Below are 15,619 nucleotides of genomic sequence, written 5' to 3' on the forward strand. Positions count from 1 at the left end.
TTAGTGGCTTTTTTTATATCTAATGATTAATTAGAACTTCCAGTCAAATTCGTCTTTATCACTAAAAACGGCTCCTACTTCAATCTTCACAATTTCATTATAATCTACGTGAATAAATAACCAATTTTCTTCATTAAAGTAACTCATCATACCTTCAACAGTATCCGTTTCAAAAGGCTTTACTTTATTCTTTTCTAAAATAGGAAAAACATCGCTCCAATTTTTACCAATTAAATTCGTGTTGAATAACTTCACAATTGGATTTGTTGTTGTCATATATCCTAGTCTAAAAGCTTCTTCTTTGTAAAAAATCAAGCGAAGTTTTCTAGCATTATACATAAACACAACATTTTCTTCTTCATCTTTATATTGTGTATCTGGTTTACCCAAAATTTTAGTAACATCTTGCTCTTTCATCCCGAAAAGCAAATTGTCTATTCCATATTTTAATTTTATTTCCATTCTTCTTTATGCTAAAAAATCCCGACTCTCATCGGGATTTAAAAATTATGCTATTTTGAAACGCTTTCTGTCGTTTTCATTCAAATAAATTTTACGTAAACGTAACGACTTTGGTGTTACTTCTACATACTCATCTTTTTGAATATATTCTAAAGCTTCTTCTAATGAGAATTTTATTGCAGGAATAATTCTTGCTTTATCATCATTACCAGAAGAACGTACGTTTGTTAATTTTTTAGTTTTAGTTACATTCACCACCATATCATCTCCACGTGAATTTTCACCAATTACCTGACCTTCATAGATATCTTCATTCGGGTCAACGAAGAATTTACCTCTATCTTGTAATTTATCAATAGAATAAGGAATTGCTTTTCCGTTTTCCATAGAAATTAATGAACCACCTAAACGTCCAGGAATTTCACCTTTGAATGGTTGATAATCAATAAAACGATGCGACATAATAGCTTCACCAGCCGTAGCAGTTAACAATTGATTTCTCAATCCAATAATTCCACGAGATGGAATGTTGAATTTGATAATCATACGCTCACCTTTAGGCTCCATAGACAACATTTCACCTTTACGGATGGTTACAAATTCTACCGCTCTACCTGAAAGATTTTCTGGTAAATCAACAGTTAATTCTTCAATTGGCTCGCATTTAACACCATCAATTTCTTTTATGATAACTTGTGGTTGCCCAATTTGTAGCTCATACCCTTCTCTTCTCATGGTTTCAATTAAAACCGACAAGTGTAATACACCACGACCAAATACTAAGAATTTATCAGCACTGTCTGTATCTGCTACGCGTAATGCTAAATTTTTCTCTAATTCTTTTGCTAAACGATCTTTGATATGACGAGAAGTTACAAATTTCCCTTCTTTACCAAAGAAAGGAGAATCGTTAATAGTAAACAACATACTCATTGTTGGTTCGTCAATAGCAATAGAAGTTAAAGCTTCTGGGTTCTCAAAATCAGCAACAGTATCACCAATTTCAAAACCTTCTAAACCTACGATTGCACAGATATCACCTGCTACAACTTCTTCTACTTTTCTACGACCTAAACCTTCAAAAATATGTAATTCTTTAATTTTTGATTTGCTTATTTTACCATCTCTTTTTACTAAAGAAATATTCATTCCTTCACGTAAAACACCTCTTTGCAAACGACCAATCGCAATACGACCTGTAAATGAAGAGAAATCTAAAGATGTAATTAACATTTGAGGGGTTCCCTCAGAAACTTTAGGAGCTGGAACATGCTCCAAAACCATATCTAACAAAGGTTCTATGTTTTCAGTTTGATTTTTCCAATCATCAGACATCCAGTTGTTTTTAGCCGAACCATAAACTGTTGGAAAATCTAATTGTTCTTCTGTAGCACCTAATTCAAACATTAAGTCGAATACTTTTTCATGTACTTCTTCTGGTGTACAGTTCTCTTTGTCAACTTTATTAATAACCACACAAGGTTTTAATCCTAAATCAATAGCCTTTTGTAATACGAATCGTGTTTGAGGCATTGGACCTTCAAAAGCATCTACCAATAAACAAACACCGTCAGCCATATTAAGTACACGCTCAACCTCACCACCAAAATCGGCGTGACCAGGAGTATCGATAATGTTGATTTTTGTTCCTTTATAAGTTACAGAAACGTTTTTAGAAGTAATAGTAATACCTCTTTCACGCTCTAAATCATTATTATCTAAGATTAAGTCTCCCGTGTTTTCGTTTTCACGAAACAATTGACAGTGGTACATAATTTTATCAACCAAGGTAGTTTTACCGTGGTCAACGTGTGCAATAATTGCGATGTTTCTAATAGAAGTCATTTATTTTATTTTTGAAAGTGCAAAGGTAATCTTTATTTTTATAAAAACACTATAGTAATCAACACATTAGTTGAAAATAATAATGTGATAACATATAAAAAAAGCTCTCAAAATGAGAGCTTTAGTATATTTTACTAACAGTAGACTATAAAGAAGCTACATGTTTAGTTAACTTAGATTTTAAGTTAGAAGCTTTGTTATCATGTATGATATTTTTCTTAGCTAACTTATCAATCATAGAAATTACAGTTGATAATTTTGCAGAAGCCTCAGCTTTATCAGTAGCTAAACGAATAGCTTTGATTGCATTACGAGTAGTTTTGTGTTGGTATCTGTTCAACACTCTTTTTTTCTCGTTACTTCTAATTCTTTTTAAAGCAGACTTATGATTTGCCATTTTGTTCTTTTTTTAATTGTAATAATTGTTATAAACTACTAGTTAAAAAAGAAAAACCTCCCACAATCACGTTTGCAATCACTTTGGTTTTAACTAATAAAATAATAACCGAGACACCAATTATTATTTTATAAAACTTATTTACAACTAATTTGTAGCCCGTAGGGGAATCGAACCCCTCTTACCAGGATGAAAACCTGGCGTCCTAACCGATAGACGAACGGGCCATTAACCAATTCTTTTTTAATCTCAATATGTAGCCCGTAGGGGAATCGAACCCCTCTTACCAGGATGAAAACCTGGCGTCCTAACCGATAGACGAACGGGCCATTACATTATTTTTGTAATGCGAGTGCAAAAATACAACTAATTTTGATTCCTGCAAGACCTAAAATAAAAAATTTTATTTTTTTTTAATACGCTTTAGCAAAAAGCACACGCCCTTTTGATGGAGCACCTGTAAAAACGCAGCTTCCTGCCTCTTCGACTCTATCCAAAGCAATACATCTAATAGTTGCTTTTGTTAGTTCTTTTATCTTTTCTTCCGTTTCTGCTGTACCATCCCAATGTGCTGCCAAAAAACCTCCTTTGGTTTCTAACAACTCTTTAAATTCTTCAAAAGAATTGACTTCAGTTATATGTGAATTTCTGTAATCCAATGCTTTAGCAAACATATCATTTTGAATAGTTTCTAGTAAGTTTTGAATATATGAAGCCACGCCCTCCTTAGAAACAACTTCTTTTGACAAATTATCTCTACGAGCGATTTCGTATGTTCCGTTTTCTAAATCATTAGGACCAAGAGCAATTCGAACAGGAACACCTTTTAATTCCCATTCTGCAAATTTAAATCCTGGTTTTTGTGTATCTCTATTGTCATATTTTACAGAAATACCAAGTTTTCTTAATTCGGCCGTCAACAAATTCACTTGTTCAGAAATTGCATCAAATTGTTCATCTGTTTTATATATAGGAACAATCACTACTTGAATTGGTGCCAAATTTGGAGGCAAAACCAAACCTTTATCATCAGAATGCGTCATCACTAAAGCACCCATTAAACGCGTTGAAACTCCCCAAGAAGTTCCCCAAACGTGTTCTTGTTTTCCTTCTTTATTGGCAAATTTAACATCAAAAGCTTTAGCAAAATTTTGTCCCAAAAAATGTGAAGTTCCCGCTTGCAATGCTTTTCCATCTTGCATCAAAGCTTCAATACAATATGTCTCATCAGCTCCTGCAAAACGTTCTGTTTCTGTTTTTAAACCTTTTACCACTGGAATTGCCATGAAATTTTGCACAAAATCCGCATATACATTCATCATTTTTTCTGATTCTTCAATAGCTTCCTGACGAGTTGCATGAGCTGTATGCCCTTCTTGCCATAAAAATTCAGCTGTTCTTAAAAACAAACGCGTTCTCATTTCCCAACGAACAACATTTGCCCATTGATTTATTAGCAACGGTAAATCTCTATAAGATTGCACCCACCCTTTATAGGTTGACCAAATAATTGCTTCACTAGTTGGACGAACTATTAGCTCTTCCTCCAGTTTAGCATTTGGATCAACCATTAATTTTCCCGGACGAGTTTCATCATTTTTTAAACGATAATGTGTCACGATAGCACATTCTTTTGCAAAGCCTTCCGCATTTTTCTCTTCGGCTTCAAACATACTTTTAGGTACAAAAAGTGGAAAATAAGCATTGCTATGCCCTGTCTCTTTAAACATTTTATCTAATTGGGCTTGCATTTTTTCCCATATCGCATAGCCATATGGTTTGATTACCATACACCCTCTTACTCCTGAATTCTCCGCTAAATCAGCCTTTACGACTAATTCGTTATACCATTTGGAATAATCTTCCGCTCTTGTTGTTAAGTTCTTGCTCATTATGAATATTTTGGCACAAAAATTGTTTGTATAAATTTTAACTAAAATGTTTGGCAAAAATAGTTAAATTTGAAGTGTCCAACAATAAAAAAAAGAGTTATGAAAACTTATTACCCTATTAATCCAAAAAATATTGCCTTTTCCTTGATGGGATTAGTTGCAATTTTCGCTACTTCATGTGGTTCCTATCAAAATTCATCTTATTATGATAATGATGGCGTTTACAGTTCTTCTGAACGACCAAATGACCAAGTTGAAAACAAATATAGCGAACAAAATATAGAAAAATCGAATGAATATGCTCAACAATTTAGAGCTATGCAGGACGATTATACCTATTTTACAGACGTTGATAATTATCAATCGCAAGAACCTCAAGACACAGTAGTTAGTGTTTACAGAAACGAATATAACAATCAAAATTACGCAGGATGGGGTAATAATGCATCTGAGGTAACCATAAATTACTACAACACTAACTGGGGATATAACAATTGGTATTCTCCTTATTGGGGATACTCAAACTGGGGATGGAACTCATGGTATGGTGCAAACTGGGGATGGGGATGGAATTCTTGGTACGGACCTAACTGGGGATGGGGATGGAATTCTTGGTATGGAAATGGTTGGTATGGATATTATGGCCCAGGATGGGGTGGTTACTACAATAATGGCTGGGGTTGGAACGGCTATAGAGGAAGAAATGTAGCATACAATAGCGGACCAAGAGGCGGAAACGGATATTACAATAATGGTGGAGGAAGAAATAGCTCAAATTATAATGGTGGAAGAAGAGCTACTAGTCCAAATTTCAATGGAACACCTAGAACTTCAAACCCAAGAGGCACATTTCAAAATCCAAGATCATCACAAAATAACGGAACACCTAGAACTACAACGAGTCCAAGAACAAATACACCAAGAGAAAACAGCACTGGCACACCTAGAACAAACAATTATTCTGAACCAAGAAGTAACATAAATACTTCTACACCAAGAAGTAATAATTACTCTTCTCCAAGAAGTAGCTCTTCATCTTCGGGCGGAAGCTTTGGAGGAAGTTCTTCTGGCGGAGGAGGAGGTCGTTCTTCTGGCGGAGGAAGAGGTGGAAGAGGTTAATCAATGTACTCAAAAGATAAGTTTTCTTAAAAATAAAAAATTGTAATGAAAAAAATATTTCTATCACTACTAATAGGCAGCTCTATAGTTTCATTTGCGCAAGAAACTACGACTCAAGACGCCTTACGCTATGCAGTAAATAATTTAACGGGAACTGCTCGTTTTAGAGGAATGAGCGGTGCTTTTGGAGCAGTTGGTGGAGACTTGTCTTCAATCAACATAAATCCTGCAGGGTCATTGTTTTTTGCTAACAATTATGCAAGTATTTCTGGAAGTCTTTACAACATACATAATCGTTCAGATTATTTTGGAACAAGAACAAAAGAAGATTACAGCACACTTGATTTAAATCAAATAGGAGCAGTAATGGTTTTTAATGATAAATCTGGGAAAAGCAATTGGTCAAAAATCGCTATTGCTTTAAATTATGAAAACACTGCTGACTTTGACAATGAATTATTTTCAGCAGGTATAAACCCAACTAACTCTATTGATAAATACTTCCTAGACAAGGCACAAGGCTTACCAAACGAATTTGTAGAATTACAACCCGGAGAAACAATTACTGATTTATATGCTTATTTAGGAGAAACTAGCGGACTAGGTTTTCCTGCACAACAAGCAATGATGGCATACCAAGCTTATCTATTAGAATCAGACGGACCAGGTTCGTATTATACAAATGTACCACCAGGTGGCAATTATTACCAAGAAAATTATGTTTCTGCAACAGGTTATAATGGAAAGCTTTCTGCGAATATAGCAACTTCATACAAAAACAGATTATTCTTAGGAATGAACTTAAATGCTCATTTTACAGATTATGTAAGAACAACATCTGTTTATGAAGGCAACAACAACCCTTTATATTCAACAGGATATACTGCTACCGACATTCAATTTGACAACGAATTATATACTTATGGAACTGGTTTTTCATTAAACTTGGGCGCAATCGTAAAAGTTACAGAAGAATTTAGAGCTGGTATTGCTTATGAATCGCCAACATGGTATAGATTAAACGACGAATTATCGCAACGTTTAATAGTAAACACAACTGATGGAACCGATAATTTTCAAGAAGTAATAGCTCCAGATGTTATCAATGTCTACCCTACATATAAAGTACAAACGCCGAGTAAAATCACATTTAGTGGTGCTTATATTTTTGGCAAAAAAGGTTTAATCAGCATTGATTATGCTACTAAAGATTACAGCAATACTAAATTCAAACCAACAAATGATAGTTTTTATAGTGATTTGAATAGCCAAATGAAAAACGAATTAAAAAACGCTTATGAGTTAAGAGTTGGTGGTGAATACAAAATTAAACAATGGAGTGTTAGAGGTGGTTATCGTTTTGAAGAAAGTCCTTACAAAGTAGATTTTGCAATGGGTGATTTAACTGGGTATTCTGCTGGAATTGGTTATAATTTTGGTGAAAGCAAATTAGATTTAGCATACGCAAACGACCACAGAAATTATAATTTAGCTTTTATTTCTTCAGGAATGAATGATACAGCAAGAATAAGAACTACAAATAACAATGTTACACTTACCTACTCTATCAATTTCTAAGAAATTAAGAACAAAACAATAAACCACTTCCTAGTCGAAGTGGTTTTTTTTTACTCAAAAGATTGATTTTAGCAACTATTGGAACGATATCTTGAAGAGCAAACGGAAGGACAAAAAATTAAAAAATTCGCAATAGCTGGTGCTTCAACTGATTATTTTATGTAATTTTGCACCTCAAATTTAAAAGCATGAGAACCAAATCGTTAAAGAAAAATAAAATCAATGTAATTACACTTGGATGTTCTAAAAACACTTACGATAGTGAGGTTTTGATGGGACAACTAAAAGCCAATGGGAAAGATGTAGCGCATGAACAAGAAGGCAATATCGTAGTAATTAATACTTGTGGTTTTATTGATAATGCAAAAGAAGAATCGGTGAATACGATTTTGGAATATGTGGACAAAAAAGAACAAGGTTTAGTTGACAAAGTATTCGTTACTGGATGTTTATCAGAAAGATACAGACCCGATTTAGAGAAAGAAATTCCGGATGTTGACCAATATTTTGGAACCACAGAATTACCACTTTTATTGAAAGCTTTAGGTGCTGATTACAAACATGAATTACTCGGTGAACGTTTAACTACAACACCAAAAAACTATGCGTATTTGAAAATTGCCGAAGGTTGTGATAGACCTTGTAGTTTTTGTGCTATCCCATTAATGCGTGGTAAACACGTTTCGCAACCTATTGAAAAATTAGTTAAAGAAGCGGAAGGTTTGGCTAAAAATGGTGTAAAAGAATTAATCTTAATTGCTCAAGATTTAACCTATTACGGATTGGATTTATACAAAAAACGTAATCTTGCCGAATTATTAGAAAACTTAACTAAAGTTGAAGGTATCGAATGGATTCGCTTACATTATGCTTTTCCTAGTGGTTTCCCGATGGACGTTTTGGATTTAATGAAAAGGGAACCAAAAATTTGTAATTATATTGATATTCCACTACAACATATTTCAGATGATATTTTGAAATCAATGAAACGTGGAACGACAAAAGAGAAAACAACTAAATTACTACAAGAATTTAGAGAGCGTGTCCCAGGAATGGCAATTAGAACAACTTTAATTGTAGGATATCCAGGCGAAACACAACAAGATTTTGAAATTCTACGTGATTGGGTACAAGAAATGAAGTTTGAACGTCTAGGTTGTTTCACCTATTCTCATGAGGAAAACACAGGCGCTTTTGCTTTGGAAGACAATGTACCTCAAGAAGTTAAACAAGCGCGTGCAGCTGAAATTATGGATTTACAATCGCAAATTTCATGGGATTTGAATCAAGAAAAAATTGGACAAACTTTCAAGTGTGTAATTGACAGAAAAGAAGGTCAATATTTTATTGGAAGAACCGAATTTGACAGCCCTGATGTAGATAACGAAGTGTTAGTTGATGCTTCGAAATTCTATTTAAAAACAGGAGATTTTGTAAATTTAAAAGTAACGGATGCTACTGAATTTGATTTGTATGCTGAACCCGTGTAATCAGTATTTAAAACAATATAAAAATCCTTGCAATTTTGTTGTGAGGATTTTTTATTTAAAATGACATTTGTCATATCAAATTATATTTTTTGCTAGTAACTTTGAGTATACTAATAAAAAAACCAATATTATGATAACGAAACATCCTATTTATCAAGACTTTCCAGAATATGCAGAAAAGATTAAAGACTTGTATCATCACAATGATGAATTCCAAGTTTTGTTACATTCATATACTGAATTAGACACTAAAATCTACAAAATCGAAACAGATGAAGAATTAGCAATGGATGACGAATTAAGTCATTTGAGAAAAGATAGAGTTTTTCTTAAAGATGAAATTTATAACTTTTTGAAAAACAACTAGAAACAAAAACCTAAACCAACTAAAAAGCCGCTTTTATTAGCGGCTTTTTTATTAATTCACATCAAATATTACAGCATTGTTGACGGACAAACATAAGTAGTTTTTGGCAACTTAGTAACTTTAGCAATATCATTAAAACCACCTGATACTTCTACAAAATTTTCAAATCCATTTTGTTTTAAAATTGATGCAGCAATCATGCTTCTATATCCTCCAGCACAATAAATAACAAATAATTGGTCTTTTGGGAATACATCTAAATAATGTTTAATTTGATTCAAAGGAATGTTTTTTGAATCAATAAGATGTTCAGAATCAAACTCACTTTGCTTACGAACATCAAATAAAGATAATTCTTCTGTTGCAAGTATTTGCTCTAATTGCTCAGCCGATATTCTTTTTAGAGAATCTATTTCTTTCCCCGCGTTTTTCCATTTCGCGAATCCTCCTTCTAAATAACCTATAGTATGGTCATATCCTACTCTAGACAAGCGAATCATACATTCTTCTTCTCTGCCAGACTCAGCAACCAATAAAATTTTTTGATTAATATCTGAAATCATTTCACCTACCCAACTAGCAAAACTACCATCAATTCCAATATTTATACTATTTGGAATAAATGCTGTTGCAAAATCTGTTGCATTTCTTGTATCTAAAATTATTACATCCTTCCTTTCAGAAATCACCTCAAATTGATCGGCAGTTAAAGGATGTTTAGCTTTTTCCAATACTTTGTCTAACGATTCGTATCCTTTCAAATTCATTAATACATTCTTAGGAAAATAACCTGGAGGAGTTGTTAAACCAGTCAATAATTCTTCAACAAATTCATCTTCAGTCATATCAGGACGTAAGGCATAATTAGTACGTTTTTGATTTCCTAAAGTATCGGTTGTTTCTTTACTCATGTTTTTACCACAAGCACTTCCAGCACCATGATTTGGGTATACAATTAAATCATCGCTTAAGGGCATAATTTTTTCACGAAGTGAATGATATAAATGTCTAGCTAATTTGTCTTGTGTTAATTCTGCAATCACATGTTGCGCTAAATCTGGTCTTCCTACATCTCCAATAAACAATGTATCTCCAGAAATAATACCATGTTCTTTACCATTCTCATCAATTAACAAATAAGTTGAGCTTTCCATTGTATGACCCGGAGTATGAATTACTTTGATTTTATAATTTCCTAAATCAAAAAACTGCCCGTCGGTGGCAACAGTTGCTTCATAACCTGGTTTTGCAGTAGGTCCAAAAACAATTTCCGCACCAGTTTTTGCTTTTAAATCTAGGTGACCACTTACAAAATCTGCATGAAAATGTGTTTCAAAAACATATTTAATTTTTGCATTGTCTCTATTAGCTCTATCAATGTAGGGTTGTACTTCTCGTAAAGGATCAAAAATGGCAGCTTCACCATTATTTTCAATGTAATAGGCTGCATGCGCAATGCAACCAGTATAAATCTGTTCTACTTTCATGACGTAATTATTTTAAGGTACTAATTTAACCACATCAATACTAGCACAAAATGATAAATATCATGAATCTATTCCGGTAAAACTCTATTAATTTGAACAAATCTTCTTGAATAGTAAGGTTCTTTTGTAGAAGAAATAATTACACCTGACTGAACAGATGAATGAATAAACTTGATTTCATCATCTAAAACTTCTGTAATCATTCCAACATGATTAATGCTTCCTCTTCCATTGGTAGTAAAGAAAATCAAATCACCCTTTTGAGCTTGAGCCCTATCAATTCTTACACCAGCTCCAACTGCCATTGAACCAGATGAACGTGGCAAAGTCATGTCTATATGTTTAAAAGTAGCAAACATTAAACCCGAACAATCAAAACCTGCACTTGTTGTTCCACCACCTCGATAGCGAGTTCCAATATGTTCCGAAGCTTTTGCAATTAAGAACTCAGCTTTTGACATATTTTCTAGAGAAAGTGGTTTTACATCTATTGATTCTTTGCTATCTCTAGGTTGATTTTCCAATTCGACAGTTCCAAGTTTAATAATTAACTGATATCCTTCTGGAAGATTTTCAACTACTTCTTCATTCAACTCTTTTAAATCGTTGAGTTTAATTTTATATTTTTTTGCAATTTTATACAAAGTCTCTCCTTTTTGAACAGTGTGAATTTTATTCCCTAATTCATCCTCACAATCAATTGGCATCATCTCTACCGTAGGCGTAGCTACAATTGGTGTTTCTTCTTTTTTAGGAGTTATTATAGTTGCTTTTTCTTTTTTTGAAGCTAAAACTGTTATCTTATCACCTATTTGAATAGCTTCAGGTTTGATATCTGGATTTAATTCTTTTAATTTTTCTAACGAAATACCGTGCTGTTTTGCGATTTTATATAACGACTCACCAGTCTCAACTATATGAAATTCTGTAGCCTCTACATTTTTTGATGTTACTTTTTTCTTTTTATTCTCAGCTTTATAATTCTTGTTTGGAATTAACAAAACTGTTTTTAATTGTAATAAAGTTCCTTTAGCTTTTGGATTTAATTCATAAATATCCGACTCCGTTACTTTATATTTTTTGGCAATTGAATAAAAAGATTCACCTTCAACTACAGTATGTTTAATCGTTTTTTGCGAAAAAGCAATACTGGTAAAGCACAGAAATATAAAAGTAAAAATAGTTATGAATCTCATAGAAAATTATTTTAGATGGATTGGAGTAAAATTTTGAGTTTGCAAGATAAAAAAAACTCCCATTTTAAAGGGAGTTTTAACATTTTTTTATCTTACAACGGAATATTTCCGTGTTTACGTTTTGGTGTATCAACTACTTTATTTTCTAGCATACTGAAAGCTTTAAGTAACTTTCTTCGGGTATCGCGTGGCAATATCACCTCATCAATAAAACCTCGTTGTGCAGCGGTATAAGGATTTGCAAATAATTCAGCATATTCTGCTTCTTTTTCTAATAGTTTTGCTGCTGGATCAACTGCTTCGCTAATTTCTTTTTTGAAAATAATTTCTGAAGCTCCTTTTGCACCCATAACTGCAATTTCTGCACTTGGCCAAGCAAAATTCATATCAGCACCAATATGTTTAGAATTCATTACATCATATGCACCTCCATAAGCTTTTCGAGTAATTACGGTAACTCTTGGAACTGTTGCTTCACTAAATGCATATAATAATTTAGCTCCATGAACGATAATTCCATTCCACTCTTGATCGGTTCCTGGTAAAAACCCTGGCACGTCTTCTAAAACTAATAACGGTATATTGAAGCAATCACAAAAACGTACAAATCTAGCTCCTTTAATAGAAGATTTAACATCCAAACAGCCAGCAAGGTATTTAGGATTATTAGCCACAATTCCAATACTTCTACCTCCTAATCTTGCAAAACCTACGATGATGTTTTCTGCAAAATCTTTATGGATCTCAAAAAATGAATCTTCATCAATAATGTTAGCGATTACATCGTGCATATCATATGGCTTATTTGCATTATCAGGCACGATTGTATCTAATTTTTCACGCACTTCATCTCCTAAAACATATGGTAATTTTGGAGTTGTTTCTCTGTTATTTTGTGGAACATAGCTCAGTAATTTTTTAATATCCTCCAAACATTCAATTCCGTTTGGAGACGTAATGTGAGCCACACCTGATTTTGTTGAATGTGTGCTTGCACCACCTAATTCTTCTGATGTAACTTCCTCATTTGTAACAGTTTTTACTACATTGGGACCTGTAACAAACATATAACTATTCCCTTCAACCATCATGGTAAAATCGGTCATCGCTGGTGAATAAACTGCTCCTCCAGCACAAGGTCCAAGTATAGCAGAAATTTGAGGAATAACTCCAGAAGATTGAACATTTCGGTAGAAAATATCTGCATAACCACCTAACGAACGAACACCTTCTTGAATACGTGCACCACCTGAATCATTTAATCCAATCATTGGCGCACCACTTTTCAAAGCCATATCCATCACTTTGCAAATTTTTTCGGCATGTGTTTCTGATAATGAGCCCCCAAAAACCGTAAAATCTTGGGCAAAAACATAGACGACCCTTCCGTTAATAGTTCCATAACCCGTTACCACTCCATCACCATAATAAATTTCTTTATCCATTCCGAAGTCAGTAGTTCTGTGGGTTACCAGCATCCCTATTTCTTCAAATGAACCTTCGTCTAAAAGATATTCAACTCTTTCACGAGCAGTTAATTTCTTTTTAGTATGATGTGATGCAATTCGTTTTTCACCTCCACCTAATTTGGCTAAGGCAATTTTATCGTTTAATATTTTTATTTTATCTTCCATTTTACTTTTTGTTTCAAGTTTAAAATTTCCAGTTTCAAGTTAAGTTATTGTCTTATTACTTAATACTTAAATCTTAATACTTTAGTTTGGTAATCGTAATACTTTTTGATCTTCAAGATATTTTTGCAATGCAACCATAGCTGCAATTTCTGCTTCTGTGTCTAGTTTTGATTTAAGCTTTTCAGCATCATAATAGGCTTTTACAAAACCAGTATCAAAATCTCCAGAACGAAATGCCTCGTGCTCCATTACAAATTTTCCGAAAGGTAAAGTAGTTGCAACACCTTCAACATGATAATTATCGATGGCTTTAATCATTAATTCGATAGACTCTTCTCTTGTTTTTCCGTAAGTTACTAATTTTGAAAGCATTGGATCGTAATAAATTGGCACATCCATTCCTTCTTCAATTCCGTTATCCACTCGAATTCCTTCGCCTTCAGGTAATTTATAGGTACTCAAAAATCCAACATTTGGTAAGAAATCATTCATAGAATCTTCAGCATACACACGAAGTTCCATAGCGTGCCCGTGAATTTTTAAATCTTCTTGTTTAATATCCAATGCTTCGCCTCGAGCCACACGTATTTGCAATTCCACCAAATCTAATCCCGAAATCATTTCAGTAACTGGATGCTCTACTTGCAAACGGGTGTTCATTTCTAAAAAATAAAAATTATGATCCGCATCCATTAAAAACTCAACTGTTCCTGCACCTAGATAATCACAAGCACGAGCCACTTTTACCGCAGCTTCTCCCATTTCTTTACGCTTTTCAGGTGTTAAAATACATGAAGGAGCTTCTTCAACAACTTTTTGATGACGACGTTGAATGCTACATTCTCTTTCAAAAATATATAAAACATTCCCATGGCTATCTGCCATAATTTGGATTTCGATGTGTCTCGGTTTGGTTACATATTTTTCAATAAAAACTGAACCATCACCAAAAGCAGAAGTTGCTTCACTAATTGCACGATTCATTTGCGATTCAAAATCTTCCTCTTTTTCAACCACACGCATTCCTTTTCCACCACCACCTGCAGATGCTTTTATCAGAATTGGAAAACCAACCGCTTTTGCAGTTTTCTTAGCTTCTTCCACATCAATAATTGCATGATCCACTCCAGGAACCATTGGAATATCATATTTCACAACCGCTTCTTTAGCCGCTAATTTACTTCCCATCATCTCAATAGCTTTCGATTTTGGTCCGATGAAAATAATATTATTTTTCTCGCAAGCTTCAGCAAAAGATGAATTTTCACTTAAAAATCCATAACCAGGATGAACAGCATCAACGCCTAAATCTTTACAAACTTCAATGATTTTATCTCCACGCAAATAAGATTGACTTGAAGCAGCTTCTCCAATGCAAACGGCTTCATCAGCATATTTTACATGAAGTGCATTTCTATCCGCAGTTGAAAAAACGGCTACTGTTTTTATACCCATTTTTTTTGCGGTTTTCATTACTCTAATGGCAATCTCACCGCGATTTGCTACTAATATTTTTTTTATTTCTTTCATAATATTAAGATGAAAGAAGAAAGACCGCTTTACTGAAAAGAAGAAAGATAAATTCTAACTTCTTTTTTCTTGCATCTTGCCTCTTTTTTTATTCAAATTCAACTAATAATTGTCCTTTATCTACAGCATTTCCTTTTTCTACAGCGATAGATTTAATAACACCATCACGTGGTGAAAGGAAACTATTTTCCATTTTCATGGCCTCAAGAATTAACAAAGGGTCGTTTTCTTTTACGGTTTGACCAACTTCTACGCTGATCTCAAGAATTAAACCTGGCATTGGTGCTTTGATAGCATTAACAATCTTAGTTCTTCCTCGCTCAATTCCCATACTCTTGATTAATTCATCTAAAGCATCTGAAATTGCCACTTCGTAGGTATTGTTATTGACTTTTACAGTATATTTTTTTGCTATAAAATCTGCTGAAACAATTTCTGCCTTGTATGGTTTATGATCTTTTAATATATGAAATTTTGATTGCTCAATGCAGACAGCATCAAGGCTTTTTAAACTACTTTCAGTCAATTCAAGATTATTAGAATTATTGACTAAAAGCTTATAAGAAGTATCCATATGAGATTATTTTTAGTTGTCGTAAACTTACAAAAAGAAATCGTTTGC

General features: G+C 33.5%; 13 protein-coding genes and 2 tRNA genes. 4 read left to right on the forward strand and 11 right to left on the reverse strand.

Annotation, left to right across the window (positions count from 1 at the left end):
• Window positions 1–30 precede the first annotated feature (30 nt).
• The 6 genes from VK164_RS06325 to proS form a co-directional block, all read right to left on the reverse strand.
• Window positions 31–462, reverse strand: coding sequence for a hypothetical protein (locus VK164_RS06325; protein ID WP_324208556.1), 432 nt, complete (start codon window positions 460–462; stop codon window positions 31–33).
• A 45-nt stretch (window positions 463–507) separates the two neighbouring features.
• A complete protein-coding gene (gene typA, locus VK164_RS06330) occupies window positions 508–2,307 on the reverse strand; it encodes a translational GTPase TypA (RefSeq protein WP_324208557.1) in 1,800 nt (599 codons plus the stop codon).
• A 145-nt stretch (window positions 2,308–2,452) separates the two neighbouring features.
• A complete protein-coding gene (rpsT, locus tag VK164_RS06335; RefSeq protein WP_073583040.1) occupies window positions 2,453–2,704 on the reverse strand; it encodes a 30S ribosomal protein S20 in 252 nt (83 codons plus the stop codon).
• Window positions 2,705–2,859: 155 nt separating this feature from the next.
• Window positions 2,860–2,931, reverse strand: a tRNA-Glu gene (locus tag VK164_RS06340).
• A 30-nt stretch (window positions 2,932–2,961) separates the two neighbouring features.
• Window positions 2,962–3,033: transfer RNA gene (locus VK164_RS06345), tRNA-Glu, on the reverse strand.
• 84 nt (window positions 3,034–3,117) lie between these two features.
• Window positions 3,118–4,596: a proline--tRNA ligase gene (proS, locus tag VK164_RS06350; RefSeq protein ID WP_324208558.1), complete on the reverse strand. Its 1,479-nt coding sequence runs from the start codon at window positions 4,594–4,596 to the stop codon at window positions 3,118–3,120.
• 99 nt (window positions 4,597–4,695) lie between these two features.
• On the opposite strand from proS, the gene VK164_RS06355 reads away from it, so the two are divergent.
• From VK164_RS06355 to VK164_RS06370, 4 genes are all read left to right on the forward strand, one after another.
• Entirely contained in the window at window positions 4,696–5,715 is a 1,020-nt protein-coding gene (locus tag VK164_RS06355) for a hypothetical protein (RefSeq protein WP_324208559.1), read from the forward strand.
• A 45-nt stretch (window positions 5,716–5,760) separates the two neighbouring features.
• Entirely contained in the window at window positions 5,761–7,293 is a 1,533-nt protein-coding gene (locus VK164_RS06360) for an OmpP1/FadL family transporter (RefSeq protein WP_324208560.1), read from the forward strand.
• 188 nt (window positions 7,294–7,481) lie between these two features.
• The gene (gene rimO, locus VK164_RS06365) at window positions 7,482–8,783 is read left to right on the forward strand and encodes a 30S ribosomal protein S12 methylthiotransferase RimO (RefSeq protein WP_324208561.1); all 1,302 of its coding nucleotides are present in this window, start codon (window positions 7,482–7,484) and stop codon (window positions 8,781–8,783) included.
• Window positions 8,784–8,913: 130 nt separating this feature from the next.
• Window positions 8,914–9,150: a YdcH family protein gene (locus VK164_RS06370; RefSeq protein ID WP_166235911.1), complete on the forward strand. Its 237-nt coding sequence runs from the start codon at window positions 8,914–8,916 to the stop codon at window positions 9,148–9,150.
• Window positions 9,151–9,218: 68 nt separating this feature from the next.
• On the opposite strand, the gene VK164_RS06375 is transcribed toward VK164_RS06370, so the two are convergent.
• From VK164_RS06375 to VK164_RS06395, 5 genes are all read right to left on the reverse strand, one after another.
• Entirely contained in the window at window positions 9,219–10,637 is a 1,419-nt protein-coding gene (locus tag VK164_RS06375) for an MBL fold metallo-hydrolase (protein ID WP_324208562.1), read from the reverse strand.
• Between the two features lie 68 nt (window positions 10,638–10,705).
• Window positions 10,706–11,833, reverse strand: a complete 1,128-nt coding sequence (locus VK164_RS06380) for a LysM peptidoglycan-binding domain-containing protein (protein WP_324208563.1) — start codon at window positions 11,831–11,833, stop codon at window positions 10,706–10,708.
• A gap of 92 nt (window positions 11,834–11,925) precedes the next feature.
• Entirely contained in the window at window positions 11,926–13,467 is a 1,542-nt protein-coding gene (locus VK164_RS06385) for an acyl-CoA carboxylase subunit beta (protein ID WP_324208564.1), read from the reverse strand.
• Window positions 13,468–13,548: 81 nt separating this feature from the next.
• Complete coding sequence (locus VK164_RS06390) at window positions 13,549–14,988, reverse strand: acetyl-CoA carboxylase biotin carboxylase subunit (RefSeq protein ID WP_324208839.1); 1,440 nt, start codon at window positions 14,986–14,988, stop codon at window positions 13,549–13,551.
• A gap of 97 nt (window positions 14,989–15,085) precedes the next feature.
• Window positions 15,086–15,571: an acetyl-CoA carboxylase biotin carboxyl carrier protein subunit gene (locus tag VK164_RS06395; protein ID WP_324208565.1), complete on the reverse strand. Its 486-nt coding sequence runs from the start codon at window positions 15,569–15,571 to the stop codon at window positions 15,086–15,088.
• Window positions 15,572–15,619: the final 48 nt, after the last annotated feature.

This window comes from Flavobacterium sp. (assembly GCF_035299005.1).
Taxonomy (GTDB): domain Bacteria; phylum Bacteroidota; class Bacteroidia; order Flavobacteriales; family Flavobacteriaceae; genus Flavobacterium.